We start from the raw sequence: 25,353 nt of genomic DNA on the forward strand, positions 1-25,353 counted from the left end.
ATGCATATACCAGCAAAAAAAACATTAATAAAGCTGTTTGTTAATGGGGAGGAAAAACAGGTCGCTATTGTTCCAAATAAAACACTTTTGATGGTGATCAGAGAGGAGCTTCATTTAACAGGCAGCAAACCAGGCTGTTTAAATGGTGATTGTGGTGCATGTACGATGCTTGTCGACAATGAGCCTATGAAATCATGTCTTATGCTTGGAGTTGAAGCAATCGGCAAGGAAGTTGTAACAGTAGAGGGTCTGCATGAAGCTCCTATCCAAAAAACCTTTATGGAGCAATTCGCCTTTCAATGCGGTTATTGCACCACAGGGTTTATTATGAATGCCCATGCCCTGACACTTGTGCCTGATCCTTCAAAAGAGCAGATACGTGAATGGCTGTCATCCAATATTTGCCGTTGTACGAGCTACGAGGAAATAGAGCAGGCAGTTATTCAAGCGATGAACATAACAAGGGGAGGGCAGTAGCCCTCCCTTGCTTTTATGGAAGTCCGATCTCATTTAGCGGATATATGCGCAAAACAACCTTGCCAATAACAGATTTGTCACTTATAAAGCCGAAATCTCTGCTGTCTTTACTTTTAAGCCGGTTATCTCCGAGCACAAACAGACTGTTGTTCGGAACAGTTTTCTCACCAGTTTCCTCTTCAAGTGTAGGGTCGCCAGTCAGCTTTGCTGTGGTTGCTCCTAGCTTATTTTCCTTTAAATAGAATTTTGTGTATGCCTTGCCGTTAATGTATAAAACGTCGTCTTTCATTGACACCGTGTCTCCTGGAAGGCCGATAACCCTTTTGATGTAATTTGCATCCTGGTCAGGTGCATGAAATACTATCATATCAAAATGCTCAATATCACTGATTTTGCTCAGGATAACTTTATTGCCGTCCTCGAAAGTCGGAGACATGCTTTCACCATGAACTACACTTGGACTAAACAGAAAGTTCCTGCAAATTACTACAATAATAATGGCAAAAACAAAGCACTTTAGCAAAGAATAGAGTTCTTGCTGCCATCGTTTTTTCATCTGTATTCTCCTAATATTTGTTATATATATATTCTAACTAGAAAAGAATTGGAAATCAATGATATGATAAAGAGTAATGATAACAATAAAGATTGGACGAGCGTGTTATGACAGAAGAATGGTTGAAAGTATTTGACGAGAACTATGCAGCAAAGGGGGTAGCAACAAGAACAGATATTCATACGCAAGGACTTTGGCATGAAACGGTTCATTTCTGGCTGATGACGAAAATCAACAGCAAACATTATGTATTTCTGCAAAAGAGAAGCAAAAGCAAAAAGGATTATCCTAATCTTTATGATATTACAGCTGCTGGACATTTATTAGCAACAGAAAGCCCGGCAAATGGAGTGCGCGAGCTTCAAGAGGAATTAGGCTTTTTCAGTGTAAATAAGGATCAGTTACATAAGCTCGGAATTGTCAAGAATATCATTCATACAGACCGATTAACAGATAATGAATTTAGTCATATTTATGTATATTTCGTGAATGATAATATTTCTTTCCATTTACAAGAAGAGGAAGTTTCAGAAATGGTAATAACCGAGTTTGAATGCTTTTATAATTTTTGTACAGGTACAAGAGCAGAAATGGAAATTTACCCTTGGCAAGCTGGAGCAACTAAAAGCAAGGAGAGTTTAAAAATAGGGAAAGACAAGTTTGTTCCCCACCAAGATTCTTATTTTAAGGAAATTGCAGCATTGCTTAAGGGGTATTTACACAAATAAAAGGTCAGCTTACAAGCTGACCTAAAGGGAAGAATTGTTAAGATTGCAGCATTTCTCTACCTTTATCACGGAAGGAAGGATCTGCAGTATGTTCCACTGTAAACTTCCCATTTTCATAGGAAACTACAGACACACAGCAATTATCATGATGTGGGAAGGTTTCTAATTTTGCAACAGACATGATAAAGTAACCAATTGTCACACCATGAGAAAATAGCAGGATGTTACCGCCTGTGTCCTTATGTTTTGCAATGATTTCTTCTACCGCGGCTTTTGTTCTTGTTAATAAATCGGTAAATGATTCTCCTTTTGGTACTCTGAAGTCAATGTCAGACATAGAGAATATTCTCTCTAATATATTGCCGTGCTCTGAAATGATCTCTTCCTCTAACAATGATTCGAGAACACCGAAATTCATTTCCTTCAGACGTGCATCTGTTGATACAGAAAGCTCTCTTTCACCTAATGCAAATTTAGCTGTGTCAAGCACTCGCTGGCTTTCACTTGCATAGACCGCTTTAAAATCAATGGAAGCAAGACCGGCACCTACTGCTTTCGCCTGCTGTATACCTTTGTCGGTTAAAGGGGAATCACAAAACCCTTGCATTCTTTTTTCGATATTGTATTGTGTTTCTCCGTGACGTACGAAGTACAGAGTTAATTTAGTCATTTAGTATGTATTCTCCTATCATTATATTTCAAACATAATCTTACTGTTCATATATTCTTTATATCAGAGCAGAATACCTTCCATTACCGAAATATTTGCAGCAAAAAAACAAGAGTTCTATAAAAAATGGAGATAGAACTCTTGTTTTTAACAGGTCTTATTTGTCTTTTTTATGAAGCATATCCTCTTCTTTTGTTTCCAGCATACCCCATAAGCCATTTATTTCTTGCTCATCCATATCAACGCCTAATTCTGCTTGCTGTCTCGCCAGTTTTTGTTTTAATTCTTCATTTTGACTGTTATTGTTGTTTTCCAAAACAAATCACCTCGATTGTAGGATGCCAGCTTTTTATCATTTATATGCACTCGCTATGTGCTGTCTTTTAAGCTCTGGATTAGCTCCTTTTTTATCCCTAAAAATAATAGTCGTAAAAATATGCCGAGGAAGATAAAGCCGAAAAAAGAATAGCTATGTTTCCAGACAGGTCCAAGCATAAACATTTTCCAAGCAACAAATAACGGTTCAAATATGTATGAAAACAAGACAGCCCAAATGATGGTACCCGCAATAAACGTTTTCCATTTATTTGTATACTGATATACAAGCATAGCAGTAATCGGAATCATCACAAGATCCGCTGGTATTAATGGCGGTATCCATGGGAGTAGCTTGTCCGGATAGCTCCAAAGCATCATTTCAGTCCCAATAATATCTAAGACAATAGAAAAGCACCCGCATAAAAGCCCATATGTGAAAATCTCGTAAAAACGGTTTTTATTCACTAATTTCCACCAAATAAAATAGGGAAGTATGGTGGCACAAACAAGTATCCACCACTGAATAGAAAATAGATCATGGTGAAGCCAATGGTTTAATGTCATATCGGCGAGATTTTTTTTCGCCTCATTAATCTCTGTATGTGTCGGCATGTCATGAATAAGGAATATCATGTTCACTCACCACTCATATAGTTTAGTAAGCCAGCTTATCAGTTACCAGGAAAATTAAATTAGGCGTGTTAAGCCAATTTACAGCGTGAATATTTTTTTATTATTGCTCTTACCTCTGTAAATTATGATTCCAATTGGGAAAAACCTTTTTACTGCATATTAGAATATGTCATTGGAAAAGATATGCAAAAAAGGGAGTGAACGAAATGAAACTTGGAAAACAGATGAAGACCTATCTGCAAGGTGCATTTTTTCTAATGTTTATGGGCTCCATTGTTATTCTTAGCTACGTAATCGGTTTTAAAGATTTTAAGGAAGTGCTTGGTTTATAGACTAAGCACTGATATCTCTAGTCTGTAATGAGATAAGTCACCTGCTAATAGGATGGAATATAGGAGGTGAGAGTCATGGGTGTCATTAAAGCGACATCTGCAGATATTGATTTGCTTGCAAGACTTCTCAGGGCAAAAAGCAGAATGCGAAAATATCTACAATACTTTTGTTTGAAATAGAAAGAGCGGAGCCAATTGCCGGCTGCGCTTTTTTTATATAGAAGTTTGACGTTTGAAAAAAAGGGGCACAGAATGGTATATTTGAATTTATTGATAAATGAAAAAACTTTGGGGGATTTATATGTCATTAGAGAATGTTGTAACACACTTTGCAAAGTGGGAGAAAGAAAAGGAAATCATGGAATTTCAAACATCAAGCGCAACCGTGCAAGAGGCAGCAGATACTTTAAATGTAGAGCCTGCCAGAATTGCTAAAACACTTTCCTTTCGAAAAGGAGAAGAGGGTGTGCTTATTGTAGCTGCAGGTGACGCTAAAATTGATAATAAAAAATTCAAGGCTGCTTTTTTAGAAAAACCTCGCATGCTCACAGCTGATGAAGTGTTCCAAAAAACAGGCCATATGATTGGCGGTGTCTGTCCGTTTGGACTGACAACAAACATGGACGTTTACTTAGATGAATCATTACAGCGTTTCTCTTCCGTATTCCCTGCGTGTGGCAGCAGCAATTCGGCAATTGAACTGACATGTGATGAGTTGTTCCTGTATGGAAACGGGAAAGGCTGGGTAGATGTCTGCAAAGGTTGGAGAGAAGAATGAGAGAGACAATAATGAACAAGCTGAAAGAGCTCGAACAAGAGCATGCTATTAAAATTTTGTACGCCGTGGAAGCTGGCAGCAGAACACAGGGTTCATTTTCTTCTGACAGCGATTATGATGTTCGGTTTATCTATATGCACAAGAAGGAATGGTACTTGTCATTAGACAAAAAAAGGGACAGTCTGGAAGATAAGACTGGAAATTTGGATATAAGCGGCTGGGAGCTGGCTAAAACTTTAAGACTTTTGCGCAAATCAAATATATCACTTGCTGAGTGGCTTCAATCGGATATCGTGTATATAAGAGATAATCAATTTGAAAGCGAGCTGCTGGATCTATACAAAAAGGCATTTAATACAAAAACAGCCTTTTATCATTATCTCCAGCTCGCAAAGAATAACTGGAAAGACCTTGAACAAAAGCCGGGGATAATAAAGCTTTATTATTATTGCTTGAAATCAATTCTTGCATGCAAGTGGATTGACAGAAATAAAGAAATGCCTCCAAATGATATCCAGCAACTGCTCTTTGAGGTTAACGACAATGGCGTACTTCATTCTGAAATCACTAAGCTGATTAATAAGAAAGCCAGTGGAGATAAGCAAGAAGTTATTTATCCCATTCTTAATCATTTTATAGCAGAAGAATTAAAGCTTCTTCAATTAACAGCAGATACAATGCCTGTAAGCATCTATAATGAAAGAGAAATCACTTTAACACTGGACAGCTTCTTTCGAAAAATACTCAACATCCATGATTGGCATCAATAAAAATTAAAGGAGACTATTCATAAATTAGTAATTAGAAATAGTCTCCCAAATAATATCCTTGTGCCTGCTAAACAAGGCTCAGTATTACAGGCAGCTCTATTTTTACAGCCTTTTAACACACTATGGAAAAAAGATTGAGGGTCTTAACAGTCACTTTAGACTAGTTTATATAACAGCAGGCAGGACAGAAATCAACAAGAGGATATCGGACAGTATCAGCTTTTTGACTGTGGGGTTATTACAGACAAGATATTCGCGGTTCAAATGCTGCAGCTCTTTAACGAACATCCTAATCTCTAAATCATGCATTACATCACCTTTTATCATTTGATAGTAGAAATTTACCCCCATTTACAGAGAGTAAACACTAATCAGCGGGAACATATCCAATAAAAAGAGATGTCGACCACTAAGGACGACATCTCTTTTTATTGGATATGGCGGTATACGCCAATAACTTTTCCAAGGATGCTTACATGACGAAGGACAATTGGCTCCATCGTAGAGTTTTCCGGCTGAAGACGAATCGAATCTTTTTCTTTAAAGAAGCGCTTGACTGTCGCCTCGTCATCTTCTGTCATTGCGACAACAATTTCTCCGTTATTAGCGGAATTCTGTTGCCTTACAATTACATAGTCACCGTCAAGTATCCCTGCTTCAATCATACTTTCTCCCATAATTTCCAACATAAATACTTGTTCATCACTTGGAGCAAGTCTTTCAGGAAGAGGAAAATACTCTTCTACATTCTCAATCGCTGTGATTGGTAAACCTGCAGTTACCTTACCGACAACAGGAACATTGATAATGTTGTATTTTGGTATATTGTTTTCTTCCAAGTCTAGTATTTCAATTGCACGTGGCTTTGTAGGGTCTCTTCTGATTAGGCCTTTGCTTTCCAATCTTGCCAAGTGCCCGTGTACAGTTGAACTTGAAGCAAGTCCGACAGCTTCCGCAATTTCTCTTACGGATGGCGGATAGCCTTTGAGGCGGACTTCTTCTTTTATGTATTCCAATATATCTAGTTGTCTTTTAGATAGCTTTTGCATTGTATGCACCTCGACTATTATTTCTTACAGCTAGTATAACATGGAATAAATATCGATACAAACATAAGTTCTGATTTTTTTGTTGACACAAAACATCTGTTCGTATTAAAATGCAAATATAAGCGAACGTACATTCTAAATAAAGGGTGATTTACAATGGTCGAAAAAATTTGGAGAAAACATTCATACTCTATCATACTTATAATATTCAGCTTAGTGACATGCTTTATCATCGCATTAAAGTCCAGTCATGCAGATACAGATAAATACATAAAGGTAACGGTTAGCAAAGGGGATTCCCTATGGGAGATTTCTGATCAATATGAGGGTTTATACAGCATGCCAAAAAAACAGTTTATCAAATGGGTGGAAGACCATAATGACATTGCCAGTAATCAGATTCAAACAGGAGAAGAGCTGGTTATTCCAGTCCTGCTAGAAAAGCAGAACACAATGCTTGCAGCAGACTAAAGCAGTAATAAACAATATTATGTTAATATGGATTGCAGATGCCGCTTGCTTATAAATTGCAGGCGGCATCTGTGTATTAAAAACTTGTTAATGGTGGTTATAAAATGGACGTTGTAATATATTGCAGAGTATCTACAGACAAAGAGGAACAGGCAACCTCTTTAGTAAGACAGGAAGAAGAGCTCCTCCAGCTCGCCAAAGAAAAGAATTTTCGTGTCTGTCATATCATTAAAGAACAGGCAAGCGGTTTCGACCTCGAAAGAGATGGCCTGCTAGAGCTGCTTGAAATCATAAAGGAAGAGAATATCGCAGCCGTCTTGATACAGGATGAGACAAGACTGGGGAGGGGGAATGCAAAGATTGCTATACTGCACTGCATCTTGCGTGAAAAGGTAAAGCTTTACAGCATATCACATGCAGGTGAGCTGGTTTTATCTGATGCAGACTCCATGGTGCTGCAAATCGTTAGTCTTGTGGAAGAATACCAAAGAAAGATACATAATATTAAGATTAAAAGAGGTATGAACAGAGCGATTGAAAACGGCTATAAGCCAGCAGAAAACCTGAGGAATCAAGGTGTTCATTCAGGAAGAAGCCGCTTGGAAGTTCCAGTAGAAGAAGTGGTTAAGTTGAAGAAGAACGGACTAACCTTCGCAGAGATTGCGTCTACCCTTCGTGGTTTAGGCTATGAATTTTCGAAAGCGACGATTCATAGAAGATATCAAGAGTTTATGGATGAGAACAAAGACGCTGCCAAATAATGCTGATAAATGTAAAGCTGCACTTCTTTATGTTATAATGAATTTTTCATAAATAACTTAACTATGTTTCCATATATATTTCGGGGATTTCCGTAATGGAAGAAGGAAAGGAGAAAATGCAGATGATTTCAAATGAAAAGCTTAATCGCATAAACGAGTTGGCAAAAAAGAAAAAAGAACAAGGCTTAACTGAAGCAGAAGCAAAAGAACAAACTGCATTAAGAGCTGAATACTTAAAAACATTCCGTTCTAACATGCTTACAACACTAGAAGGTGTTAAAATCTATGACCCGAATGGTGATGATGTAACTCCTCAAAAAATTAAAGACATTCAAGAAAAGAAAAAATTGCACTAAAAAATCATGGCTTAGTTTGCCATGATTTTTTTTATTTCTGACGATTAACGGAATTTGTTAAAAAGTTGAAGATTTCACTTTCAATAAAAGATGGTTAATGGAATCACAAGAGGTGAGAATGGAATGGATCAAACAGAAATCAAGGTGTACTTTAAAATCTACGCAGATGATTTTCCATTGGAGCAGGTTACAAAACGCTTGGATATATACCCAACAAAAATTTATAAAAAAGGTGACTTCATTAGAAAGATAAATGAAACGAAAAACTTAACTAGAAGCTATACATCTTGGGAACTCAGTACCGGGTATCAAGAATCTCTTGATACAGGAGAACTGATATCGCAAATTATAAGACAATTACAGGGGAAAACTACTGTTATAAATGATCTTAGAGAGGAATTTGGCTTAGAATGCAGTTTCGTTATCGTGATAAAAATTAATGATGGATATTCACCAAGTTTGCATTTAGATAGCCATTTAGTAGAATTCGCTTCCAAAATTGAAGCAGATTTTGATATCGATTTATATGCCAATCCTTACTAGAAAACATAAAATTTCTTTGTATGAAATTCAAAAAAATTTTAGGATTTTTTGTGAATTTGGTTAAGATATAATGAAAGAATTGGTATACAGGGAGATTAAATAGTCATCATGGTATTTTTTTTTACCGAAATTGGGTTTATACTATAAAAGTCAGACATCTTATAATCTAATGAGTTGTGTTATAAAGCCGAGACATTTATTATAAGTATGTACGATTTATAAATGAGAGGATGTTAGTGAATGACAGAAACAATTGATAACTTAGCTATTAGTTCAATCCGCACATTAGCGATTGATAGTATTGAAAAAGCTAATTCCGGCCATCCTGGAATGCCAATGGGTGCAGCTCCGATGGCATATAAATTATGGACTTCTTTCATGAACCATAATCCAAAAAATCCAACTTGGTTTAACCGCGATCGCTTTGTTCTTTCTGCAGGCCACGGTTCTGCATTGCTATACAGCATGCTGCATTTATCCGGTTATGATTTATCAATCGAAGATTTAAAGCAATTCCGCCAATGGGGAAGCAAAACTCCTGGACATCCAGAATACAAGCACACAGCTGGTGTTGATGCAACAACAGGTCCACTAGGTCAAGGTATTGCAATGGCTGTTGGTATGGCAATGGCTGAAAGACATTTGGCTTCTGTTTATAACAGAGATTCATATCAAGTGGTAGATCACTTTACATACGGCATTTGCGGCGACGGCGACTTAATGGAAGGTGTTTCTGCAGAAGCAGCTTCACTTGCAGGTCACTTAAAGCTTGGAAGACTAGTTGTTCTTTATGATTCAAACGATATCTCATTGGACGGAGACTTGGACAAGTCCTTCTCTGAAAGTGTAGAACAACGCTTTAAGTCTTATGGATGGCAATACTTGCGTGTTGAAGATGGAAACGATCTTGCAGAATTGACAACTGCTTTGGAAGCAGCTAAATCAGATGAAAACCATCCAACATTGATTGAAGTGAAAACAGTTATCGGATTCGGTTCTCCAAACAAATCTGGTAAATCTGCTTCACATGGTGCTCCACTTGGTGCAGACGAAATCAAATTGACGAAAGAAGCATACAAATGGACTTTCGAAGAGGATTTCTATGTTCCTGAAGAGGTTTACGAGCATTTCAAAAAAACAATCGCTGAAAATGGTGCGAAAAAAGAGCAAGAGTGGACAGAACTTCTTAAACAATATGAAGGTGAATATCCGGAGCTTGCTAAACAATTCAAGCTTGCAATCGATGATAAATTGCCAGAAGGCTGGGATAAAGATATTCCTGTTTATGAAGAAGGCAAGAGCCTTGCAAGCCGTGCTTCTTCTGGAGAAGTGCTTAACGGTATCGCTAAAAACGTTCCTTCCTTCATTGGCGGTTCTGCTGACTTGGCAGGAAGCAACAACACAATGATTAAAGGAGAAAAAGATTTCACTCCTGAAAACTTTGCAGGCAGAAACATCTGGTTCGGAGTAAGGGAATTCGCAATGGGTGCTGCTATGAATGGTATCGCTCTTCACGGCGGATTAAGAATATTTGGAGGAACGTTCTTCGTATTCTCTGATTACCTTAAACCAGCAATCAGACTTGCAGCAATCATGGGCTTGCCTGTAACTTATGTCTTTACACATGACAGTATTGCAGTAGGTGAGGATGGTCCTACACATGAGCCGGTTGAACAGCTTGCTGGTTTGCGTGCATTGCCAAACCTTTCTGTAATTCGTCCAGCTGATGGTAATGAGACAGCAGCTGCTTGGAAGCTTTCTTTAGAATCAACGGACAAACCAACTGCTTTAGTATTGACTCGTCAAAACTTGCCGACTATTAAAGGGACGGATGTTAACGCATACGAAGGCGTTTCTAAAGGTGCATATGTCATTTCACCTGCAAGCAAAGAAACTCCAGATGCACTTCTAGTAGCAGCTGGTTCAGAGGTAGGACTTGCGGTTGAAGCACAAAAGGCATTAGAAACAGAAGGTATTTCTGTATCTGTTGTCAGCATGCCATCATGGGATCGCTTCGAACAGCAATCTGCTGAGTATAAAAACAGCGTTCTTCCAAAAACAGTGAAAAAACGTCTTGCAATTGAGATGGGAAGCTCACTAGGCTGGCATAGATATGCTGGAGACGAAGGCGAAGTATTGGCAATCGATACTTTCGGAGCTTCTGCACCAGGAAATAAAATTCTAGCAGAGTATGGCTTTACAGTAGAAAATGTTGTAGCACGTCTTAAAGCAGTGCTTGATAACAACTAATATATACAGAAAAAAGAAGAGCAGATTGCTCTTCTTTTTTTTGAACATAATCTCTCGAATATGCCAATAAATTTCGAATTCGACAAAACTAGTCTGTTTTTTTAACAGCTTGAGACACAACTTGTATATTTGCTTCCTTATAATAGAAGAAAAGAATGCAAATAGGCGGGTGTGCAAAGGGTATGAGAAAATATTATTTGTATTTGATTAAAGAGGATATAGCAACTGATTATCTTGGGAAAGAAAGAATGTTTTACAAATTATTTTCTGAGCATACTAAAACAGATGATTCCTTGCTTAAATTAGAGACGGCAAAGCAAATCGACTATATCACACTTCCTATATCTGTGTGGAGACTCCAGAAGCTATTGTTTGGCGATCTGCAAAAAAACAAAAGCTTCAAGCAGCAGGACAGCCATACATATTACATAGAAAACGGCAATTTAAGCAGTGCGCAGCTGAGGCTCACCAAACAATACATAGTTATTGAAGCAGAAGGATATTATGATGCTGAGTCGATTTTCTTTGAAATTTTGCGAAAAAATGAACCGTCCTTTTTGGCGATTGACGTGGAAAATGCCCGATTTGGCTGGTTAAAACCAATAAAAGAAAGAAATTTGATATGAACATGAGAAATTATTGGACAAATATTGTATAATATTCTTTGGTCTAGTACACTAAGTAATAGACAACATGAAGGAGGAAAAGATATATGCTATGGCTTTATATTCTAATTGGTGTTTTGGCACTGATTGCTGGACTAGCTATTGGGTTCTTCATCGCGCGTAGATACATGATGACTTACTTGAAGAACAACCCGCCAATTAACGAGCAAATGCTTAAAATGATGATGATGCAAATGGGAATGAAACCATCCCAAAAGAAAATCAATCAAATGATGGCTGCAATGAACAAACAACAAGGGAAATAAACCTTTGTGGTTGTAGGTTCTACGCTGTTACATAGCGTTTAATAGATAAAGGTTTCCCTAAAAATGCCTTGTAGAGTGAATCTTTCATCTAGAATTTACATCGCATTTGGTTTAACCTTCTGGTGTAACTTTCATCAAACTAATTTAAAACCACTTTTCCTGTGAAAACATAATCATAGGGAAGGTGGTTTTTTCATTGGAATTTGAAGATGTATTAAACGAGTATTTATATCATTGTGAAGCAATGGGTTTTACCCCATAGACCATGGTAAATAAACGTCAAGAGTACGAACAACTCAAACAGTACCTAAATGAAAAGCTTGGAATTGAACAATTAGAAAACATAACAATATTTGATTTAAAGTCCTATGTACGGCTAAAACAGAAGGATGGATTAAAGCCACAGAGTATAGTGTCTATGTTTAAGATGGTATCAGCTTTCTTTAGTTGGTGTGAGAAAGAAGGTTATATAAAGGAGAATATTGCGAAAAAAGTCGCTACTCCTAAAGTACCTAAAAAGTTAATACAAGGGTTTTCTGTAACTGAAGTACAAGCAATGATAGATGCTTTCAGTTATAATAACAATCTTGAGACGAGAAATAAGGCAATTGTGGCTATGCTTGCAGATTGTGGTTTGAGATCAATTGAGATACGTGGATTATTAAGTAAAAATGTAAATGGCGTTACTATCTTGGTCAATGGTAAAGGGAATAGAGAGGAATGTTTTCATATCCCCAGCACTGAAAAGGATATAAAATGACTTTTCAAATGTTGCACAATCAAAAATAGATAAATTTAATGTTGTTCCTAGTAAGTATCATATTCACCATGGAATTACAGAATTTATTGAGTATATCGATACGCTTCAGGCTAAAACTTTAGAAGAGTGCATTACTTTATATCATACTAATAGGAGACATAGAGAAAGAATAGAAGCAATGTTATGATGTACAAGATTCAGTTGCTGATATGCACGACGATATGAGATCAATGAGCAATGAAATGCGTGATATTGAAAGAAACTCCAGATATTAAATAAATACATAAAATACAACCTTCAATTTTAATTGGGTGTTTTATTGATAAATGCAGACTTTTTATTAGTAATAATATAAGTGAAATTGAACACTAATAATAGGAATGGTATAATTTTTACTTGTACAGCATTAAGAGGGAGATGTAATAACCATCATGGATGTCATAATTGTTGATCTAGAAAATCAAATTACTTTCAACAAAGGGGAAAAACAATACATTATAGAGATTGGAGCTGCAAAAGTTAGAAACTCCAAAGTCATTTCTACTTTCAGGCGCATTGTTTTACCAAAGACAGGACACATAAGAAAATCATCTAGAAAAATGATCGGTATTACAGAGGCTGAAATGCGCAAGGGAATCCCTTTGGCTATAGCGATGAAGGAGTTTGAAAAGTGGATAGGTGAAGATTATTACTATATATGTACGTGGAGTCCATCTGACCTCAATATATTAATTAATAATTATTCAATTGACGCATATCCTATTTCCTGGTTAAAAAACTACACTGACATACAAAAACCAATTTCTAAAGTATTAGGAAGTCATCATCCTGTTAGCTTAAAAAAGGCTTTAGAATTTGCAAATATTAATCATGAAGGAAAGTTACATTCTGGACTGGATGATTCTATAAATACTGCACACTTATTTATTAAGTATGAAAATAAGATTCACTTATTTGAAAATAATATCAATGAATTATTAGTAAGTAATCTATATAAGAAGTGTCGAGAATGTGGGGAAATCGTATACCATAACGAAATTGAAAAAGGCAAATGTAAGCAATGTAGTAGTAAAGTAAGAAAAAAGGTGACTTTATAAAACAGGGAATTTAAAATGAAATTAGCCCATTATAGGGCTTTTTATTTTATAATAATCTAAAAGTAAATGGGGATTATTATGATTACAGAAAAGTATAACTTAAATCAATCAACGTTGGATTTTTTAATGGAATACACTAAGTTGGTTAAATCAGGTGTAGTTATTAGTAATCAGGAACTTATAGATATATTCAAATTGTCTAAGTTTTATGTGAAGAAGTGGAAACATATTATCCAACTGCAATTAGTAAGTCATTATGGTATGCAATACATAGAAGTGACCAGTGGTTAAAGTTAGGGAAAGGTAAATACAAGCGAATGGAAGTACAGTAATGGGCTTTTTATTTTGGATAAGCGTATAAAATAAAAAGCCTTCACTTGTCCTTAGTGAAGGTTAGATCGGTGTATAACTTACTTCGCTTAATTATGTAAGTTACAGTAAAGTATATTATGAGATTTTATGGAATGTAAACGAAGAACAAACACTATTTTTATTAATTCTTTTGTAAATAAACAGAGATTTAAAAAAAGGGACATCGTTAGCTATTGAAACTGTTTATACATGACAGAAGGTGAGAAGTTTATCTACTATTGGTGGCTTTGGCTTTCTATTATTTTTGTTGGTGTGATTATAGTGGGAATATTTGAGTTTAAAAAAGAGAGACGATGAATAGTGAGTATGAATGAAATGGTTTGTGAACTATTGGCTAAAAAGATTTAAGCTTGTAATTGAAGATATAGCTAATCTACTTAATAAGGCGAGAATACCGCCAAGTTATAAAATTTTTAGTAAGGTGTTCGTTATTAAGAAGGAATTGTTTGTTATATCACCGAATACTAATAATAGTGGAGGTGTATTCAATATGAAAGAATATATTGTTTATTTTACTTATGGAAATGATGAAAAAAGAAGCTTGGTTATTCGGCACAATCATTTAAGCAATGCTACAGGCTTTATTTTAAAGAATCAGTGGATTCAGGATTCAGTTACAGGAGAATATTTTAATTTTGATAAAGTGTTAAGCTTCTCTGTTGAAGAAGCACCTAATGATTTTACGAGAGAGATGTATTGAGATAGAAAATTAGTACAAGGCATCCTGTTGGATGTCTTTTTTATATATAAGTCGATTATTAGCAATGGTGAAAAACCAATAAATTTGTCGTTTTTTGCGATTGCCGGGGGAATAATTGAATATATTATTCCTCAAGAAAATCCCCCTCTTTTCATAAAGTGGGGGATTTTTTATTTAGAAACTTTTTTGGGATTAGCGGTAGTTTCCATTAATTTATTTATAAGTATATCTAGTTCCTGACTGCAGCTGATTACAATGGGTGAAGCAAAACCATGTTCTTTTGCAGCTTCAACTAATTTTTGTCTTTTTATTTCTATTAAGTAAACCAATTGCTGATTTGACATGGTATTAGTCCTTTCTAGCTTTATGATTCGTCGAACATCCTTGTTACTTAAATCATGTACATGCCGCCGAAATCTTATGCATCAAAAGTGTTATCTATTTCTTAAGCTATTAAAAAACTTTTACTATGCATGTCTATATCTTGATTATAGCGATTTATGGAATTTAATGCAAAAAATCTGTAAATATCATATTAAGGAAAGCTTGTCATATAGTATATGGATGGACATAAACAGGAGGGATTTGATGAGTGATATTAATTTGTTTATATCCTTAGGAGCAGGCTTCTTAAGCTTTCTATCTCCATGCTGTCTTCCGCTTTATCCGGCATTTCTCTCCTATATTACAGGAATGTCTGTTGGCAGTATGAAAAATAATGCTGTACTTCTACAAAGAACAAGCATTTTGCATACAATCTTTTTCCTGATAGGGTTTTCTTCGATTTTTTTTGCTTTAGCATTTAGCACTACGTTAATAGGGACATTATTTGAAGAGCATATGGAGTTGTTGAGAAAGGCAGGATCGATTATTATCATTGTTTTTGGTTTGTTTATATTAGAAATAATCAGACCGAAATTTTTAATGAAGGAACGGAGAATCACATTCCGTGAAAGGCCAGCTGGTTTTTTTGGTTCCTTTTTAATCGGAATAAGTTTTGCAGCAGGCTGGACACCATGCTCTGGACCAATTATAGGTGCTGTTCTTTACTTAGCGAGCACAAATCCAGCCTCGAGCATTCTCTATATGTTTGCCTATATTTTAGGGTTTGCGATTCCCTTTTTGCTGCTTTCCTTTTTCATTGGGAGTATGCCTGTCATTCAACGATACAGCAGGTCTTTTATGAGAATAGGAGGAGTTTTTATGATAATTATGGGAATTATTTTGTATTTTAATGGGCTAAATGTCATAATTCGAGCTCTTTCGCCAATCTTTGGAGGCTTCAAAGGCTTTTAAATTTTTTACTTTCCTGTATAATAATAGGTAAGGGAAATGCCCGCAAACTTATCAAAAAATAGTGATTGAAAAGATCACAAAGATTCGATATATTGTTTAAGGTGCTAATTTATAGATGGAAAAGTATTTGTCCGTTTTTTGTTGAGGAGGAACAACTATGGCAAGAATATTAATAGTAGACGATGCAAAATTTATGAGATTGACACTCTTTAACATACTAACCAAAGCAAACCATGAAGTGGTTGGTGAAGGAGAAAACGGGAAAGATGCTATTCGCCTGTATAGGGAATTAGATCCAGATCTAGTCACTATGGACATTACAATGCCAGAAATGAGTGGACTTGAAGCAGTCAAAGAAATAAAAAAAGAATTCCCAAATGCTAAAGTTGTTATGTGTTCAGCAATGGGACAGCAAAAAATGGTAGTAGAAGCAATTGAAGCAGGAGCAAAGGATTTTATTGTTAAGCCGTTTGATGAAAACAGAGTTTTAGATGCTGTCAATAGAGTATTGAGCTAATGTATAATGGAGTTTTTAGGGTATGATGCAAATCATATCCGTTTTTTAATTCTTTTAAAAAAAGCTAAATTTTGTTACTATATAATAGGATTAAATGATAATAGCCAATCGGCTGGCTTAAATAAAAAGGAGAGATGAGCAATGACATCAGTCATTCTATCATCAATTGTAGCTATTTTCATGGGGACATTTTTTATGGTCGTCCGAATGAAAGCGGCAAAAAAACCAGTATCAGCAAAAAAAATTATCTTGCCTCCTGTCATGATGAGCACAGGCGCGCTCATGTTCGTTTTTCCGATGTTTGCGGTAACGACAACGGAGATATTGGAATCTTGTATTATAGGTATGCTTTTTTCTATCTTGTTGATTAAAACCTCAAGTTTTGAGATAAAGGAAAATGATATATACTTGAAAAAGTCGAAAGCCTTTATTTTTATTTTATTTGGACTTCTTGCTGTTCGGATTGTCGCTAAATTAATCTTAAGCAGCTCCATAGATGTGGGAGCACTAAGCGGAATGTTCTGGATTCTTGCTTTTTCGATGATTGTACCTTGGAGAATAGCGATGTTAGTTAACTATAAAAAACTAGAAGCACAGCTTAAAGCTAGTTAAAGCCTTATCCTTTCTGGATAAGGTTTTTTATTATAGCAGGCTTTTCAAAAAAAGACGAGAACTAATACTGGGAAAGGGAGGGCGATGCAGGTGGATGGAGTATATTATGTTTATCATCTAGTTACAAGAAAGAAAATGGCGCTTGGCCAGGTTCTGAACTTTGATAAGAATGAAGCTAATAATCTTTATCGATTCTTTTTCGAAAGAGACTGGAAAAATTCTCAAGGAGAAGACTTTATGAGAATTTTCTATAATAACTTTTCAGCAGATGAACTGAACTTAAAGGACGAAGATGCAAAAGTTGCCTTTGAATATGTTGGCCAAACCGTTCGCGCTATTAGAGAAGTAATTGTAGAAATGGTAAGGCTTCAAGAATTTTCCGAATATCCTTCACGATTGTCTTGTTTGTATGCTGCCAAAAGCTATGAAGATGCATTAAAGTGGAAAGTATTATTTGATTCTTTTAACCGCAATGTTTTGCAAATTGTTAAATTAAAGGTTATAGGCTGTTGTTTTGAAGGTGATGGCAGTCTTCTGCCAAAAGAAGATGGGGCAACATTTGCACATAAGATCAAGGAAGCAAGAGAGTATTGGAAAGAAAATATAGGAAATGAGCTTCCAGAACTTTTAATAAACGGCAGGATAGAAGTGGTAGAAATAGTAGATGATTATACATCTGAAGCTTAGCTGCATAAAAATTTTTATAGTAGCAAATTACATGTTTTCCTCTATGGTTTGTGTGTTAGTAAAAACACCTCCCATTTCTGCAAAACAGGAGGTGTATTAAATCCTTCTAGTGAGGATAGTTATTCCGATTTTTCCAATCTTCATAGAAATTCTTCAATGTGCCGTGGATGCCATGTAAAGCTAATAATATTAAGTACAGCATCATAACAGTAGCAATCTCTCTTGTGATAAATGCAATCGCAGCAATTAACAGAGTGGAAAAAGTAAATAGCAATTTGTTATTCATCGTTTACCTCAAAAAGTATATGTATTTGAACACTAAGCGTAATCTAATTCATTTTAACATAATATTTACCATATAAGTCTAAGATTCTCATGACTTTTTTATATCTTATAGAAGTAAGCTGAAGTATAATGAAAGCGTATACTTATAATTGGGAAAATAGGAGGTAAATGGAATATGGGTAATTTGCTTCTCGATGAAAAGTTTGAAAATACAAAGTTGAACAGCTTGCTTCAGTGGCGGTGTGAGCCGCGAAAATGGTACGTCGATGAAAAAAGCTCGCAATTAGTGTTAGAAACAGATCAGGAAACAGATTATTGGCAAAAAACACATTATGGCTTTCAAGCAGACAATGGGCACTTTCTGTTTATAGAAACAGATAAGAACTTCAGGATGACAACAAAGGTAAAAACATACCCAAAATCAAAGTATGATCATGCAGGTTTGATGATTCGCTATTCACAAGATGTCTGGGTTAAAACTTCTTTAGAATATATCACAGATGAGCTCAGTAAATTAGGAGCTGTCGTTACTAATCAAGGATACTCGGACTGGTCGACTCAAAAAGCGGAATCTAATGAGACAAATCTGTACTTCCGAATATCGAGAATAGCTCAAAACTGCTATGTTGACTTTTCGTGGAATGGTAATGACTGGTCGCAAATACGTTTAGCTCATTTGGATATTCCAAATGACGCACCAATTTCTGCTGGAGTATTCGCATGCAGTCCTCAAGGAAAGGAACAAATTGTGCAATTTGAATTTTTGACAATAGAAGAGCTTTCAGCAGATCCGAACGAAGCTTACCTTTAAAAGTTGCCAATAGGCAGCTCTTTTTTTTTACTTACATCCAGTCTGCTATTAGACTTTTACCTCCATCGCTTTTCTTTTTTCTATGAATCTTATTCCTTCATCTATTACAAAAAATAAAATAGAGCTGATTAATGAAAATAACGTAAAAAACCATAATAGAAAGAAGGGAAGGAAACCAAATAAAACATGTAATCCAAAGGTAAATGCCATCTTCCTTCAGGAAGTTTGTTAGCTATTTTTTCGATAAGGATGGAAACAGGGAGACCGTAAATCAATAATCCTAACCCTATATAAACGGAATACATAAATAAATCACCAATAAAGTCTGATTGCATTTCCATTTCAGAAAACCATAAATTTGCAGGCAATAATATTGTAATGAATGAAAGAGATAAAAGGAAGGTAAACATGCAAGCAAGTAATTTTCTTTTTAACATAGTTTCTGCTCCTTATATTTCTGAAAAGATATTTCTATTGTATTTGTTTTAGAAAATTATACCATATCCATATACACTTTATTCCACTTTCTGTTAAAGTAACAATAAATACAAAAGGAGGAGGTCTATATGAAACAAGTTCCCCGCTTTACAGATTATTATGATAATCAACTTCTCGAAATTGATGAACAAATTTGTTCTTTATTACAACAACGTAAAATCCTTTCCAACGATAATCCAGGTGTACCACCTGAAGAAATTCTTTCTAGCTGGGCAAATCAGTACGAACTTTATCCGAACTTTTTATATCAATTATTTGGAGCAATGAATTATGATCACATATTTAAATCGACAATAGAACCAGTTGGTTTCAGAAAACAGATTGCTGTGCAAAAAGTAAAGGAGATAGCTGGCCGTTTTTATTCCTTAACCGTTATTCGCCAGTATGAGAATACTAGTGTCATAAAGCTTCATGTTGACTGGGAAGAGTCTGAAGAGACGCCAATTATGACCAGAATCAAGAAACAAAATCCTACCTACGCTTTAAATATTACCGACAAGCAATATGAGTGCCGAAACAATCGATCAGGCGGTTCAACAGGACATTATACATATAGTTTTATTGTTTCTCCAGCCCTACCAGATGATGTTTCAGGCATTCGTTTAATATTTAAAGAATATAGAGATTTTTTAATGGATGAACCAACAGGGCTTGAAATAAAAATGAATCTATAGAACTGTGAAGGTGCTTATCAGCAGAGCCTTACTGTATCTTCGTTTATCAAAATTAGGAGAGGCAGAGCTTGTATCAAGTGTGATATGGAAATATCAGATAGCGGTAAGGCGATGAAATACTATAAGTTGTATTTCTTGCGTTTCACCATTAATGAACAAATAATAAGCTCACTAGTTCCTTTCTTCACCAATAACAAGAAAAAAGAAAACCAGTAAAGGGGTTTAATAATGGCTAATAATACGCTCATAATTTCCATGATTGTTAATTTATTTCTGCAATTAATACCTATTATCATTATAGGAGCTATCGCTTGGATTAGTCTTTCCCGAATAGCCAAAAGACTCGAACAAAAAGCGGAGGAAAGACTAATGCTAGAAAGGGAAAATTCAGCAAGAATAAACCAAAGATTAGATGAATTGAATCAAAGATTAGTAGTTATAGAGAAGATGCTTAAAGAAGTTGAATAACTTAAGAAATGATGACAAACAGCTTCCTAATCCTGGGAAGTTGTTTTTCATCATATTTTACAAGGTAAGAAGAGGGATTTATTGGATATATCCCGAATGGTTCTCCTATATACCATGATAGATTATTGAGGTGCGCTTATGAAACTCGGGTTGAGAAGAAATGAAGTGAAACTAAGTCAGTATTCGATGCAATGGGATAAAGAATACATAAAAATAAAGCAGTCTATTCTGCATGTGCTTCCACAATTAAGGAATAGAGTGGAGCATATTGGCAGTACAGCAATCAAAGGAATGACAGCTAAACCAGTACTGGATTTAGCAGTAGGAATAGATGATTTAACAAAAGTTGACCAAAAGTTTTTTTATGCATTAAAAAAATTAGGTTTTTTCAGGCTGCGTGTTGAAAGGCCGGAGGAAATCGTACTAGCAAAATTTACAGACGATACCTTTGAAGAAAAAACTCATTATCTCCATCTTGTTGAATATAATAAAGACCTTTGGAATAATTTCATCTTTTTTAGGGATTATTTAAATTCAAATAAAACAGCACGAGACATGTATACAAATCTTAAGACTAGTTTTATAGAGAAATATCCTACTGCCGGTATTGATAAATATACGGACTATAAGGCGCAATTTGTAGAAGATATTTATAAACGGAGAAAGGATTAATCGGTGCATGAACAATATTGTTGGAGGCGATTATGTCAAAAAATAATAAAGCTCAAAGCGGCATTGAAATTAAGGATTATGATGAAAAATGGGAAGAGAGTTTTGGTCTTATTAAGCAGGTTATAAAATCAGCTCTTGGTGACCTTATACTCTGTGTGGAGCATGTCGGAAGTACAGCAGTAAGAGGGCTTGGAGCGAAACCGATTTTAGATATTGATATCGTCATCGAAGATTATCGTATTCTTCCTGCTGTAGTCAAAGGACTGGAGGTAATAGGCTATTATCATCAGCAAGAATGGAGCTTTGAAGGCAGAGAAGCGTTTGGGAGAAGAGATTGTTTCGTTCCATGGGATAATCATTGTACAGATTGGCTGGAACATCATTTGTATGTATGTGATAAAGGAAGTGAAGAATTAGCTAGGCATCTTGCCTTTCGCAACTACCTTCGTAAGAATGCAGAAGCAGCAGCCGAATATACTAAATTAAAAAAAGACCTTGCAAGAACGGCAAAAGACAGGCAAGCATATACAAATGGCAAAACGGAATTTATCAGAGACATATTAAATAAAGAATGAAAATGGAAAGGACTGTAAAAAAGGTCTAGTAGTAGTTTTTACAGTAAATTAATTACGTTTTAGAAACTTTTCCCAAATGAGTCCGTAAAGATACATGTAATAATTCAGGAGGTGTCTATATGAAAGAAAATAGAAGGGTCACACCAGAAGAATTCGCACATAAATTTTTAAATGGAGATTTTTTAAGCATTTATTCTCAAACAACAGAAGAATTTAAACAGGAAGTATCATTTGAACAATTAAAGGAACTCGGAGAATCCTTCAATAGCGGAGTAGACTGCTTTTCCTTAGAAATGAAAACAAATTTGAATAGAGATTTAACACAATATTTGTGGTTAGACAGCAGCCGGGACAAGGCTATGGTGGTTTTCTTTGCCCCGGATAATGTCATACATGGAATAAGACTTGCCCCCTTTATTTCCTATCCAGAAAGTGACCGTCAATTTAGCCGAAATGCTTATATAATGCCAATTAAAGAAGAATGGTTTGTTTTTTGGGGCGGCACTAATCAATTTATTAACTATCATTATCCTTATGAAAATCAAAGATATGCATATGATTTAGTCATTATGAAGGATGGTCTATCCTACCATGATTCTAGAAACAATCTGAGTAATTATTATGCCTTTAATAAAGAAATAACTGCACCAGCAGATGGCAAGATTGTAAAAATTGTAGATGGTATGAAAGACAATGCTATAGGTGAATTGAATTCGGAATATCCTGAAGGAAATTGCGTAATCATGGAACACCGCAATAATGAGTTTAGTATGCTTGCCCATTTAAAACAGGATTCCATTGTTGTAAAAGAAGGAGATTCAATAACGAAAGGTCAATTAATTGCTTTATGCGGTAATTCAGGTAATTCAACAGAACCTCATTTGCATTTTCAAGTTATGAATTCATCAAACTACCGAGAGGGTTCATCCATTCGTATTCGGTTTGAGAAAGGGTTAGATCCTATCCAAGGAGATTTTATTAGTCCTGCTGTCTTTTCCTAAAATAGAAAATGTTAGTTGCTGCAATACAGCCATTTTTGTATTACGCCTAGTACGTTATTCGGTCGGAGGAGAAAATAATGAATTTAGGGAATCCAATAGCTACAGGCAATACAGCCAATCTATATTTATTGGACAGTAAAATAATGAAAGTTTTTAAAGATTTTTTACCGCAGGGTGAAGCTTATTATGAAGCTAAAAAACAACAGTATGCTTATTCTAAAGGGCTTAATGCTCCTAAAGTACTGGAAGTGAAAAATATAAATGACAGTCAGGCAATCGTTATGGAGTATATTTACGGGGAAACATTGGGGCAGCAATTATTAAATGATTTAGAGCATGCGGAGCGATACATGAAGCTTTTAATTAACGTACAAACATCCATTCATGCAGTTATAGTTGAAGCCGATGCATTAGAGCCTCTGCCAGAAAGACTCAAATCTAAGCTTCAAGCGGTTTCTTGTTTAAATGACATACAAAAGCAAGCCTTGCTTCTAAAATTGAAGAGTTTAAAGCATGAACACAGACTTTGTCATGGAGATCTTCATCCGTTTAATCTAATTGCAACAGACAAGGAAGTTTATATCATTGATTGGGTGGATGCTAGTGCTGGTGATAGGCAGGCAGATATATGCCGAACTTATTTATTGTTTTTGTCATTTTCTATAGAGTTAGCCGAGCTTTATATAGATATGTATTGTAAACATACAACCATTCTTAAAGGTGAAATACTCGAGTGGTTGCCAATAATCGCAGGCGCAAGGTTATATGAAAATGTATCTGCGGAAGAAAACAAACTATTGATGAAAATGGTAAACGAATACTGCAGCAGATAAAGCTGATTTTTACAGGATATACGTAAAAAATAAACTTAGAAATGGAGGATAATGGTGAGTGAAAAACTAATAAGAGTAGGCACAACTTATATCCCAGTTACTAATGTAGACCTTTCTGCAGAATGTTATGTACGGAATTTAGGTGCGGAGTTGAGTTATAAGGATGCTGATAAGGCTATCCTAAACCTGGCAAACCAAAGCTTATTTTTAGTTGCATCCCAACCTAACCAAACTGCAAACTTTTTGGATATATATGGTCAAGAACATTTCTCCATGACATTCGAAGTTAATGGATTACGCGAATTAGAAGCATTACATAACGAGTTTGTTTATAAAAAAATCCAAGTTGGTGACATAGAAGATAGAGGACACTCAGGACGTAACTTTGTATTTTCAGATATTGATGGCAATAAATTTGATGTTTGGAGTGAATGTAGTCCCAGTTTTAATATTTAGGTGAGTAGTTGAAATGTTAAGGCTGCAGTCTAGCAAATAAGAGATTAACAGCGCATATCGTTTATGATAATGAGTATATTTGTGGTCTATTAGATGATGGTCTTTTTAATGAAGGGCATGTTGAGGATATCGATGAGCTTAATACAAATACAGCAAATTCTGTCATACAAGCTTCTAGATTATTTGCACAAGCTCTTAAAAAGCTTTACCAGCCGGATTGTATAACGAGATGCCAAAATCGCGGCATCTTTAGCGAGTTATCTCATTTTCATATGCATGTTGTACCACGCTATAAGCATCAATCTTTTGCAGATTTTTACTTGGATACCTATCACAATAGCCATTTACAGAGAAGATTAGCAGAAACAAAGGAGAAACTAAAAGAAACCATTAAAAAATAGAGAAGGAAGATTTATGGCCCAATACTTTATAGATAGAAAATGCGAAGCAGAGAACTGTGATTCAAGGGGAAATCGTCCATTGAAAAATTGGGAAGGAACAGCATTAAACTGGTATTGTGAGGAGCACTTAAAAGTATATTGGCTGCGAAGAAACACTATGTTAGAAGCATTCATTCAATTAAATAGAGATATCGAGAAACGGAAAACGCTCAGTGAGAGGCATTTAAAACTATATAAATTATATACAGAGGAAAAGTCTTAAAAGTTGCTAGAAGGACAGATAATTAAATAGGTCGGTACCTTTCTATCCCAGTTGGATACTCCGATCAAAAATCAATAAATATTAGTCTAACTATATGAAGGGTGATTAACATAAAACGGATAGCTAAAAAGGGTCACTGGCTTTTGTTCATATATGTTTGTTTTTCTTTTTTGAAAGATATTACTTCTGCTGTAAACATATCGGTAAAAATACTTTCAGGTCTATGTTTATTGGCAGGATTATTTGTTGTATTAGTTATAGAAAAAAGGATAGTTAAGGAATAAAAAATTTGTTGTGCTTAAAACGCAAAATGAAAGGCAGGTGCGCAGCTCCCCTTAAGGGATGCTTTGCACCAGCCTTTTTTATATATAAAAGATGTTTAATATCATCTGAATGGGTTGTGTTGAATGATTTGATGTCCTAATACAGCTACACCTGTTACTAATACTCCATTTATGATGGCTGAAAGGTTAAATCCATAAGCAAAAGTTCCAAGAATGATGGAGAATGCTAGTAAAATCCAAATAATTAGCCAATTAGGGATTTTGGGTGTTTGTTTAAGTGCATATCCAATCACCCATAGAACTGGTATGAAAACATAATAATTTTCGTTTATAAATGCCTTTAGTAGCTCCAATTCCATGTAGGTTCCCTCCTTTAATCCTCTTATGCTTCCATTCTATGAAAAAATCCTTTCTTTCGTTTGTTTGCATACCTATGAATAAAATATTTATAAAAATAACGGTGCATTCC

The 25,353-nt window shown here is 35.4% G+C and carries 40 protein-coding genes; 30 read left to right on the top strand and 10 right to left on the bottom strand.

Going from position 1 to position 25,353, the window contains the following annotated elements; genetic code table 11:
* Entirely contained in the window at nucleotides 1–477 is a 477-nt protein-coding gene (locus L8T27_RS08670) for a (2Fe-2S)-binding protein (protein WP_233314077.1), read from the top strand.
* 13 nt (nucleotides 478–490) lie between these two features.
* On the opposite strand, the gene lepB is transcribed toward L8T27_RS08670, so the two are convergent.
* Nucleotides 491–1,033 carry a signal peptidase I gene (gene lepB, locus L8T27_RS08675; RefSeq protein WP_237941302.1) on the bottom strand — a complete coding sequence of 181 codons (543 nt, stop codon included), beginning with the start codon at nucleotides 1,031–1,033 and terminating at the stop codon, nucleotides 491–493.
* A 107-nt stretch (nucleotides 1,034–1,140) separates the two neighbouring features.
* Here lepB and L8T27_RS08680 point away from each other — a divergent pair, with 107 nt between their 5' ends.
* Nucleotides 1,141–1,761 carry an NUDIX hydrolase gene (locus tag L8T27_RS08680; protein ID WP_233314075.1) on the top strand — a complete coding sequence of 207 codons (621 nt, stop codon included), beginning with the start codon at nucleotides 1,141–1,143 and terminating at the stop codon, nucleotides 1,759–1,761.
* A gap of 37 nt (nucleotides 1,762–1,798) precedes the next feature.
* On the opposite strand, the gene L8T27_RS08685 is transcribed toward L8T27_RS08680, so the two are convergent.
* From L8T27_RS08685 to L8T27_RS08695, 3 genes are all read right to left on the bottom strand, one after another.
* Nucleotides 1,799–2,431: a histidine phosphatase family protein gene (locus L8T27_RS08685; RefSeq protein WP_233314074.1), complete on the bottom strand. Its 633-nt coding sequence runs from the start codon at nucleotides 2,429–2,431 to the stop codon at nucleotides 1,799–1,801.
* A gap of 157 nt (nucleotides 2,432–2,588) precedes the next feature.
* Nucleotides 2,589–2,747: a DUF4021 domain-containing protein gene (locus tag L8T27_RS08690; RefSeq protein WP_233314073.1), complete on the bottom strand. Its 159-nt coding sequence runs from the start codon at nucleotides 2,745–2,747 to the stop codon at nucleotides 2,589–2,591.
* 53 nt (nucleotides 2,748–2,800) lie between these two features.
* On the bottom strand, nucleotides 2,801–3,382 hold the full coding sequence (locus L8T27_RS08695) for a CBO0543 family protein (RefSeq protein WP_237941303.1): 582 nt from the start codon (nucleotides 3,380–3,382) through the stop codon (nucleotides 2,801–2,803).
* A gap of 206 nt (nucleotides 3,383–3,588) precedes the next feature.
* Between L8T27_RS08695 and L8T27_RS28645 the strand changes: the two genes are divergently transcribed.
* From L8T27_RS28645 to L8T27_RS08705, 3 genes are all read left to right on the top strand, one after another.
* Nucleotides 3,589–3,714 carry a hypothetical protein gene (locus tag L8T27_RS28645; RefSeq protein WP_267913293.1) on the top strand — a complete coding sequence of 42 codons (126 nt, stop codon included), beginning with the start codon at nucleotides 3,589–3,591 and terminating at the stop codon, nucleotides 3,712–3,714.
* Between the two features lie 301 nt (nucleotides 3,715–4,015).
* Nucleotides 4,016–4,492: a YbaK/EbsC family protein gene (locus L8T27_RS08700; protein ID WP_237942282.1), complete on the top strand. Its 477-nt coding sequence runs from the start codon at nucleotides 4,016–4,018 to the stop codon at nucleotides 4,490–4,492.
* Nucleotides 4,489–5,262, top strand: coding sequence for a nucleotidyltransferase domain-containing protein (locus L8T27_RS08705; RefSeq protein WP_237941304.1), 774 nt, complete (start codon nucleotides 4,489–4,491; stop codon nucleotides 5,260–5,262). Before L8T27_RS08700 ends, L8T27_RS08705 begins: the two co-directional genes overlap by 4 nt.
* A 165-nt stretch (nucleotides 5,263–5,427) precedes the next feature.
* Here L8T27_RS08705 and L8T27_RS08710 read toward each other — a convergent pair whose 3' ends face one another.
* Nucleotides 5,428–5,571 carry a hypothetical protein gene (locus L8T27_RS08710; protein ID WP_233314069.1) on the bottom strand — a complete coding sequence of 48 codons (144 nt, stop codon included), beginning with the start codon at nucleotides 5,569–5,571 and terminating at the stop codon, nucleotides 5,428–5,430.
* A gap of 119 nt (nucleotides 5,572–5,690) precedes the next feature.
* Nucleotides 5,691–6,311, bottom strand: coding sequence for a transcriptional repressor LexA (gene lexA, locus L8T27_RS08715; protein ID WP_233314068.1), 621 nt, complete (start codon nucleotides 6,309–6,311; stop codon nucleotides 5,691–5,693).
* Nucleotides 6,312–6,467: 156 nt separating this feature from the next.
* Between lexA and yneA the strand changes: the two genes are divergently transcribed.
* The 11 genes from yneA (at nucleotide 6,468) to L8T27_RS08770 (ending at nucleotide 14,552) form a co-directional block, all read left to right on the top strand.
* Nucleotides 6,468–6,782, top strand: a complete 315-nt coding sequence (yneA, locus tag L8T27_RS08720) for a cell division suppressor protein YneA (protein WP_233314067.1) — start codon at nucleotides 6,468–6,470, stop codon at nucleotides 6,780–6,782.
* Nucleotides 6,783–6,886: 104 nt separating this feature from the next.
* Entirely contained in the window at nucleotides 6,887–7,543 is a 657-nt protein-coding gene (locus L8T27_RS08725; RefSeq protein WP_233314066.1) for a YneB family resolvase-like protein, read from the top strand.
* Between the two features lie 122 nt (nucleotides 7,544–7,665).
* The gene (locus tag L8T27_RS08730) at nucleotides 7,666–7,899 is read left to right on the top strand and encodes a DUF896 domain-containing protein (RefSeq protein WP_233314065.1); all 234 of its coding nucleotides are present in this window, start codon (nucleotides 7,666–7,668) and stop codon (nucleotides 7,897–7,899) included.
* Between the two features lie 123 nt (nucleotides 7,900–8,022).
* Nucleotides 8,023–8,442 (top strand): DUF4279 domain-containing protein, encoded by a 420-nt coding sequence (locus tag L8T27_RS08735; RefSeq protein ID WP_233314064.1) that lies wholly within the window; start codon nucleotides 8,023–8,025, stop codon nucleotides 8,440–8,442.
* 240 nt (nucleotides 8,443–8,682) lie between these two features.
* Nucleotides 8,683–10,692: a transketolase gene (tkt, locus tag L8T27_RS08740; protein ID WP_233314063.1), complete on the top strand. Its 2,010-nt coding sequence runs from the start codon at nucleotides 8,683–8,685 to the stop codon at nucleotides 10,690–10,692.
* 182 nt (nucleotides 10,693–10,874) lie between these two features.
* Complete coding sequence (gene sirA / locus L8T27_RS08745; RefSeq protein WP_233314062.1) at nucleotides 10,875–11,318, top strand: sporulation inhibitor of replication protein SirA; 444 nt, start codon at nucleotides 10,875–10,877, stop codon at nucleotides 11,316–11,318.
* Nucleotides 11,319–11,404: 86 nt separating this feature from the next.
* A complete protein-coding gene (locus L8T27_RS08750; protein ID WP_127741347.1) occupies nucleotides 11,405–11,623 on the top strand; it encodes a YneF family protein in 219 nt (72 codons plus the stop codon).
* Nucleotides 11,624–11,888: 265 nt separating this feature from the next.
* Nucleotides 11,889–12,383, top strand: a complete 495-nt coding sequence (locus L8T27_RS08755; RefSeq protein WP_237941306.1) for a tyrosine-type recombinase/integrase — start codon at nucleotides 11,889–11,891, stop codon at nucleotides 12,381–12,383.
* A 431-nt stretch (nucleotides 12,384–12,814) separates the two neighbouring features.
* The gene (locus L8T27_RS08760; protein WP_237941307.1) at nucleotides 12,815–13,480 is read left to right on the top strand and encodes a 3'-5' exonuclease; all 666 of its coding nucleotides are present in this window, start codon (nucleotides 12,815–12,817) and stop codon (nucleotides 13,478–13,480) included.
* A 78-nt stretch (nucleotides 13,481–13,558) separates the two neighbouring features.
* Nucleotides 13,559–13,771, top strand: coding sequence for a hypothetical protein (locus L8T27_RS08765; protein WP_237941308.1), 213 nt, complete (start codon nucleotides 13,559–13,561; stop codon nucleotides 13,769–13,771).
* A 571-nt stretch (nucleotides 13,772–14,342) separates the two neighbouring features.
* Nucleotides 14,343–14,552 carry a hypothetical protein gene (locus tag L8T27_RS08770; protein ID WP_233314058.1) on the top strand — a complete coding sequence of 70 codons (210 nt, stop codon included), beginning with the start codon at nucleotides 14,343–14,345 and terminating at the stop codon, nucleotides 14,550–14,552.
* 170 nt (nucleotides 14,553–14,722) lie between these two features.
* Here the strand turns inward: L8T27_RS08770 and L8T27_RS08775 are convergent, their stop codons facing one another.
* The gene (locus L8T27_RS08775) at nucleotides 14,723–14,896 is read right to left on the bottom strand and encodes an aspartyl-phosphate phosphatase Spo0E family protein (protein WP_233314057.1); all 174 of its coding nucleotides are present in this window, start codon (nucleotides 14,894–14,896) and stop codon (nucleotides 14,723–14,725) included.
* A gap of 244 nt (nucleotides 14,897–15,140) precedes the next feature.
* On the opposite strand from L8T27_RS08775, the gene L8T27_RS08780 reads away from it, so the two are divergent.
* The 4 genes from L8T27_RS08780 (at nucleotide 15,141) to L8T27_RS08795 (ending at nucleotide 17,664) form a co-directional block, all read left to right on the top strand.
* Nucleotides 15,141–15,848: a cytochrome c biogenesis CcdA family protein gene (locus L8T27_RS08780; protein ID WP_233314056.1), complete on the top strand. Its 708-nt coding sequence runs from the start codon at nucleotides 15,141–15,143 to the stop codon at nucleotides 15,846–15,848.
* A 157-nt stretch (nucleotides 15,849–16,005) separates the two neighbouring features.
* On the top strand, nucleotides 16,006–16,365 hold the full coding sequence (locus L8T27_RS08785; RefSeq protein ID WP_233314055.1) for a response regulator: 360 nt from the start codon (nucleotides 16,006–16,008) through the stop codon (nucleotides 16,363–16,365).
* A gap of 141 nt (nucleotides 16,366–16,506) precedes the next feature.
* Entirely contained in the window at nucleotides 16,507–16,977 is a 471-nt protein-coding gene (locus L8T27_RS08790) for a CcdC family protein (protein WP_233314054.1), read from the top strand.
* Between the two features lie 135 nt (nucleotides 16,978–17,112).
* Nucleotides 17,113–17,664 (top strand): DUF2441 domain-containing protein, encoded by a 552-nt coding sequence (locus L8T27_RS08795; RefSeq protein ID WP_237942284.1) that lies wholly within the window; start codon nucleotides 17,113–17,115, stop codon nucleotides 17,662–17,664.
* 106 nt (nucleotides 17,665–17,770) lie between these two features.
* On the opposite strand, the gene L8T27_RS08800 is transcribed toward L8T27_RS08795, so the two are convergent.
* Nucleotides 17,771–17,950: a hypothetical protein gene (locus L8T27_RS08800; RefSeq protein ID WP_233314053.1), complete on the bottom strand. Its 180-nt coding sequence runs from the start codon at nucleotides 17,948–17,950 to the stop codon at nucleotides 17,771–17,773.
* A 174-nt stretch (nucleotides 17,951–18,124) separates the two neighbouring features.
* Here L8T27_RS08800 and L8T27_RS08805 point away from each other — a divergent pair, with 174 nt between their 5' ends.
* The gene (locus tag L8T27_RS08805) at nucleotides 18,125–18,760 is read left to right on the top strand and encodes a DUF1349 domain-containing protein (protein ID WP_237941310.1); all 636 of its coding nucleotides are present in this window, start codon (nucleotides 18,125–18,127) and stop codon (nucleotides 18,758–18,760) included.
* Nucleotides 18,761–18,888: 128 nt separating this feature from the next.
* Here the strand turns inward: L8T27_RS08805 and L8T27_RS08810 are convergent, their stop codons facing one another.
* Nucleotides 18,889–19,197 (bottom strand): hypothetical protein, encoded by a 309-nt coding sequence (locus L8T27_RS08810; RefSeq protein ID WP_237941311.1) that lies wholly within the window; start codon nucleotides 19,195–19,197, stop codon nucleotides 18,889–18,891.
* Nucleotides 19,198–19,326: 129 nt separating this feature from the next.
* Between L8T27_RS08810 and L8T27_RS08815 the strand changes: the two genes are divergently transcribed.
* From L8T27_RS08815 to L8T27_RS08850, 9 genes are all read left to right on the top strand, one after another.
* Nucleotides 19,327–19,932 (top strand): hypothetical protein, encoded by a 606-nt coding sequence (locus L8T27_RS08815; RefSeq protein WP_237941312.1) that lies wholly within the window; start codon nucleotides 19,327–19,329, stop codon nucleotides 19,930–19,932.
* Nucleotides 19,933–20,160: 228 nt separating this feature from the next.
* On the top strand, nucleotides 20,161–20,400 hold the full coding sequence (locus L8T27_RS08820) for a hypothetical protein (RefSeq protein ID WP_233314049.1): 240 nt from the start codon (nucleotides 20,161–20,163) through the stop codon (nucleotides 20,398–20,400).
* 138 nt (nucleotides 20,401–20,538) lie between these two features.
* Nucleotides 20,539–21,072, top strand: coding sequence for a GrpB family protein (locus L8T27_RS08825; RefSeq protein WP_237941313.1), 534 nt, complete (start codon nucleotides 20,539–20,541; stop codon nucleotides 21,070–21,072).
* A gap of 32 nt (nucleotides 21,073–21,104) precedes the next feature.
* Nucleotides 21,105–21,647, top strand: a complete 543-nt coding sequence (locus L8T27_RS08830) for a GrpB family protein (RefSeq protein WP_237941314.1) — start codon at nucleotides 21,105–21,107, stop codon at nucleotides 21,645–21,647.
* Between the two features lie 119 nt (nucleotides 21,648–21,766).
* The gene (locus L8T27_RS08835) at nucleotides 21,767–22,648 is read left to right on the top strand and encodes a M23 family metallopeptidase (protein ID WP_237941315.1); all 882 of its coding nucleotides are present in this window, start codon (nucleotides 21,767–21,769) and stop codon (nucleotides 22,646–22,648) included.
* A gap of 77 nt (nucleotides 22,649–22,725) precedes the next feature.
* A complete protein-coding gene (locus L8T27_RS08840) occupies nucleotides 22,726–23,481 on the top strand; it encodes a phosphotransferase family protein (RefSeq protein ID WP_237941316.1) in 756 nt (251 codons plus the stop codon).
* Between the two features lie 54 nt (nucleotides 23,482–23,535).
* The gene (locus L8T27_RS08845; RefSeq protein WP_237942286.1) at nucleotides 23,536–23,937 is read left to right on the top strand and encodes a VOC family protein; all 402 of its coding nucleotides are present in this window, start codon (nucleotides 23,536–23,538) and stop codon (nucleotides 23,935–23,937) included.
* A 128-nt stretch (nucleotides 23,938–24,065) separates the two neighbouring features.
* Nucleotides 24,066–24,338, top strand: coding sequence for an HIT family protein (locus L8T27_RS28915; RefSeq protein WP_411411068.1), 273 nt, complete (start codon nucleotides 24,066–24,068; stop codon nucleotides 24,336–24,338).
* Nucleotides 24,339–24,417: 79 nt separating this feature from the next.
* Nucleotides 24,418–24,600 carry a hypothetical protein gene (locus L8T27_RS08850; protein WP_237941317.1) on the top strand — a complete coding sequence of 61 codons (183 nt, stop codon included), beginning with the start codon at nucleotides 24,418–24,420 and terminating at the stop codon, nucleotides 24,598–24,600.
* A gap of 385 nt (nucleotides 24,601–24,985) precedes the next feature.
* Here L8T27_RS08850 and L8T27_RS08855 read toward each other — a convergent pair whose 3' ends face one another.
* Nucleotides 24,986–25,243, bottom strand: coding sequence for a phage holin family protein (locus tag L8T27_RS08855; RefSeq protein ID WP_233314042.1), 258 nt, complete (start codon nucleotides 25,241–25,243; stop codon nucleotides 24,986–24,988).
* Between the last annotated feature and the right edge of the window lie 110 nt (nucleotides 25,244–25,353).

This window comes from Niallia sp. Man26 (genome assembly GCF_022049065.2).
Classification (GTDB): Bacteria; Bacillota; Bacilli; order Bacillales; family Cytobacillaceae; genus Niallia.

Excerpts from the sequence above, each read along its gene's own strand:
- L8T27_RS08705 (WP_237941304.1), top strand. The coding sequence starts at position 4,489 with ATGAGAGAGACAATAATGAACAAGCTGAAAGAGCTCGAACAAGAGCAT.
- L8T27_RS08755 (WP_237941306.1), top strand. The coding sequence starts at position 11,889 with ATGGTAAATAAACGTCAAGAGTACGAACAACTCAAACAGTACCTAAAT.
- L8T27_RS08795 (WP_237942284.1), top strand. The coding sequence starts at position 17,113 with ATGGCGCTTGGCCAGGTTCTGAACTTTGATAAGAATGAAGCTAATAAT.
- L8T27_RS08825 (WP_237941313.1), top strand. The coding sequence starts at position 20,539 with ATGAAACTCGGGTTGAGAAGAAATGAAGTGAAACTAAGTCAGTATTCG.
- L8T27_RS08810 (WP_237941311.1), bottom strand. The coding sequence starts at position 19,197 with ATGTTAAAAAGAAAATTACTTGCTTGCATGTTTACCTTCCTTTTATCT.
- L8T27_RS08835 (WP_237941315.1), top strand. The coding sequence starts at position 21,767 with ATGAAAGAAAATAGAAGGGTCACACCAGAAGAATTCGCACATAAATTT.
- L8T27_RS08695 (WP_237941303.1), bottom strand. The coding sequence starts at position 3,382 with ATGATATTCCTTATTCATGACATGCCGACACATACAGAGATTAATGAG.
- lexA (WP_233314068.1), bottom strand. The coding sequence starts at position 6,311 with ATGCAAAAGCTATCTAAAAGACAACTAGATATATTGGAATACATAAAA.
- sirA (WP_233314062.1), top strand. The coding sequence starts at position 10,875 with ATGAGAAAATATTATTTGTATTTGATTAAAGAGGATATAGCAACTGAT.
- L8T27_RS08840 (WP_237941316.1), top strand. The coding sequence starts at position 22,726 with ATGAATTTAGGGAATCCAATAGCTACAGGCAATACAGCCAATCTATAT.
- L8T27_RS08820 (WP_233314049.1), top strand. The coding sequence starts at position 20,161 with ATGGCTAATAATACGCTCATAATTTCCATGATTGTTAATTTATTTCTG.
- L8T27_RS08670 (WP_233314077.1), top strand. The coding sequence starts at position 1 with ATGCATATACCAGCAAAAAAAACATTAATAAAGCTGTTTGTTAATGGG.
- L8T27_RS08700 (WP_237942282.1), top strand. The coding sequence starts at position 4,016 with ATGTCATTAGAGAATGTTGTAACACACTTTGCAAAGTGGGAGAAAGAA.
- L8T27_RS08680 (WP_233314075.1), top strand. The coding sequence starts at position 1,141 with ATGACAGAAGAATGGTTGAAAGTATTTGACGAGAACTATGCAGCAAAG.
- L8T27_RS08765 (WP_237941308.1), top strand. The coding sequence starts at position 13,559 with ATGATTACAGAAAAGTATAACTTAAATCAATCAACGTTGGATTTTTTA.
- L8T27_RS08775 (WP_233314057.1), bottom strand. The coding sequence starts at position 14,896 with ATGTCAAATCAGCAATTGGTTTACTTAATAGAAATAAAAAGACAAAAA.
- L8T27_RS08855 (WP_233314042.1), bottom strand. The coding sequence starts at position 25,243 with ATGGAATTGGAGCTACTAAAGGCATTTATAAACGAAAATTATTATGTT.
- tkt (WP_233314063.1), top strand. The coding sequence starts at position 8,683 with ATGACAGAAACAATTGATAACTTAGCTATTAGTTCAATCCGCACATTA.
- L8T27_RS08780 (WP_233314056.1), top strand. The coding sequence starts at position 15,141 with ATGAGTGATATTAATTTGTTTATATCCTTAGGAGCAGGCTTCTTAAGC.
- L8T27_RS08730 (WP_233314065.1), top strand. The coding sequence starts at position 7,666 with ATGATTTCAAATGAAAAGCTTAATCGCATAAACGAGTTGGCAAAAAAG.
- yneA (WP_233314067.1), top strand. The coding sequence starts at position 6,468 with ATGGTCGAAAAAATTTGGAGAAAACATTCATACTCTATCATACTTATA.
- L8T27_RS08790 (WP_233314054.1), top strand. The coding sequence starts at position 16,507 with ATGACATCAGTCATTCTATCATCAATTGTAGCTATTTTCATGGGGACA.
- L8T27_RS08735 (WP_233314064.1), top strand. The coding sequence starts at position 8,023 with ATGGATCAAACAGAAATCAAGGTGTACTTTAAAATCTACGCAGATGAT.
- L8T27_RS08750 (WP_127741347.1), top strand. The coding sequence starts at position 11,405 with ATGCTATGGCTTTATATTCTAATTGGTGTTTTGGCACTGATTGCTGGA.
- L8T27_RS08830 (WP_237941314.1), top strand. The coding sequence starts at position 21,105 with ATGTCAAAAAATAATAAAGCTCAAAGCGGCATTGAAATTAAGGATTAT.
- lepB (WP_237941302.1), bottom strand. The coding sequence starts at position 1,033 with ATGAAAAAACGATGGCAGCAAGAACTCTATTCTTTGCTAAAGTGCTTT.
- L8T27_RS08800 (WP_233314053.1), bottom strand. The coding sequence starts at position 17,950 with ATGAATAACAAATTGCTATTTACTTTTTCCACTCTGTTAATTGCTGCG.
- L8T27_RS08725 (WP_233314066.1), top strand. The coding sequence starts at position 6,887 with ATGGACGTTGTAATATATTGCAGAGTATCTACAGACAAAGAGGAACAG.
- L8T27_RS08770 (WP_233314058.1), top strand. The coding sequence starts at position 14,343 with ATGAAAGAATATATTGTTTATTTTACTTATGGAAATGATGAAAAAAGA.
- L8T27_RS08710 (WP_233314069.1), bottom strand. The coding sequence starts at position 5,571 with ATGCATGATTTAGAGATTAGGATGTTCGTTAAAGAGCTGCAGCATTTG.
- L8T27_RS08685 (WP_233314074.1), bottom strand. The coding sequence starts at position 2,431 with ATGACTAAATTAACTCTGTACTTCGTACGTCACGGAGAAACACAATAC.
- L8T27_RS08785 (WP_233314055.1), top strand. The coding sequence starts at position 16,006 with ATGGCAAGAATATTAATAGTAGACGATGCAAAATTTATGAGATTGACA.
- L8T27_RS08760 (WP_237941307.1), top strand. The coding sequence starts at position 12,815 with ATGGATGTCATAATTGTTGATCTAGAAAATCAAATTACTTTCAACAAA.
- L8T27_RS08805 (WP_237941310.1), top strand. The coding sequence starts at position 18,125 with ATGGGTAATTTGCTTCTCGATGAAAAGTTTGAAAATACAAAGTTGAAC.
- L8T27_RS08815 (WP_237941312.1), top strand. The coding sequence starts at position 19,327 with ATGAAACAAGTTCCCCGCTTTACAGATTATTATGATAATCAACTTCTC.
- L8T27_RS28645 (WP_267913293.1), top strand. The coding sequence starts at position 3,589 with ATGAAACTTGGAAAACAGATGAAGACCTATCTGCAAGGTGCATTTTTT.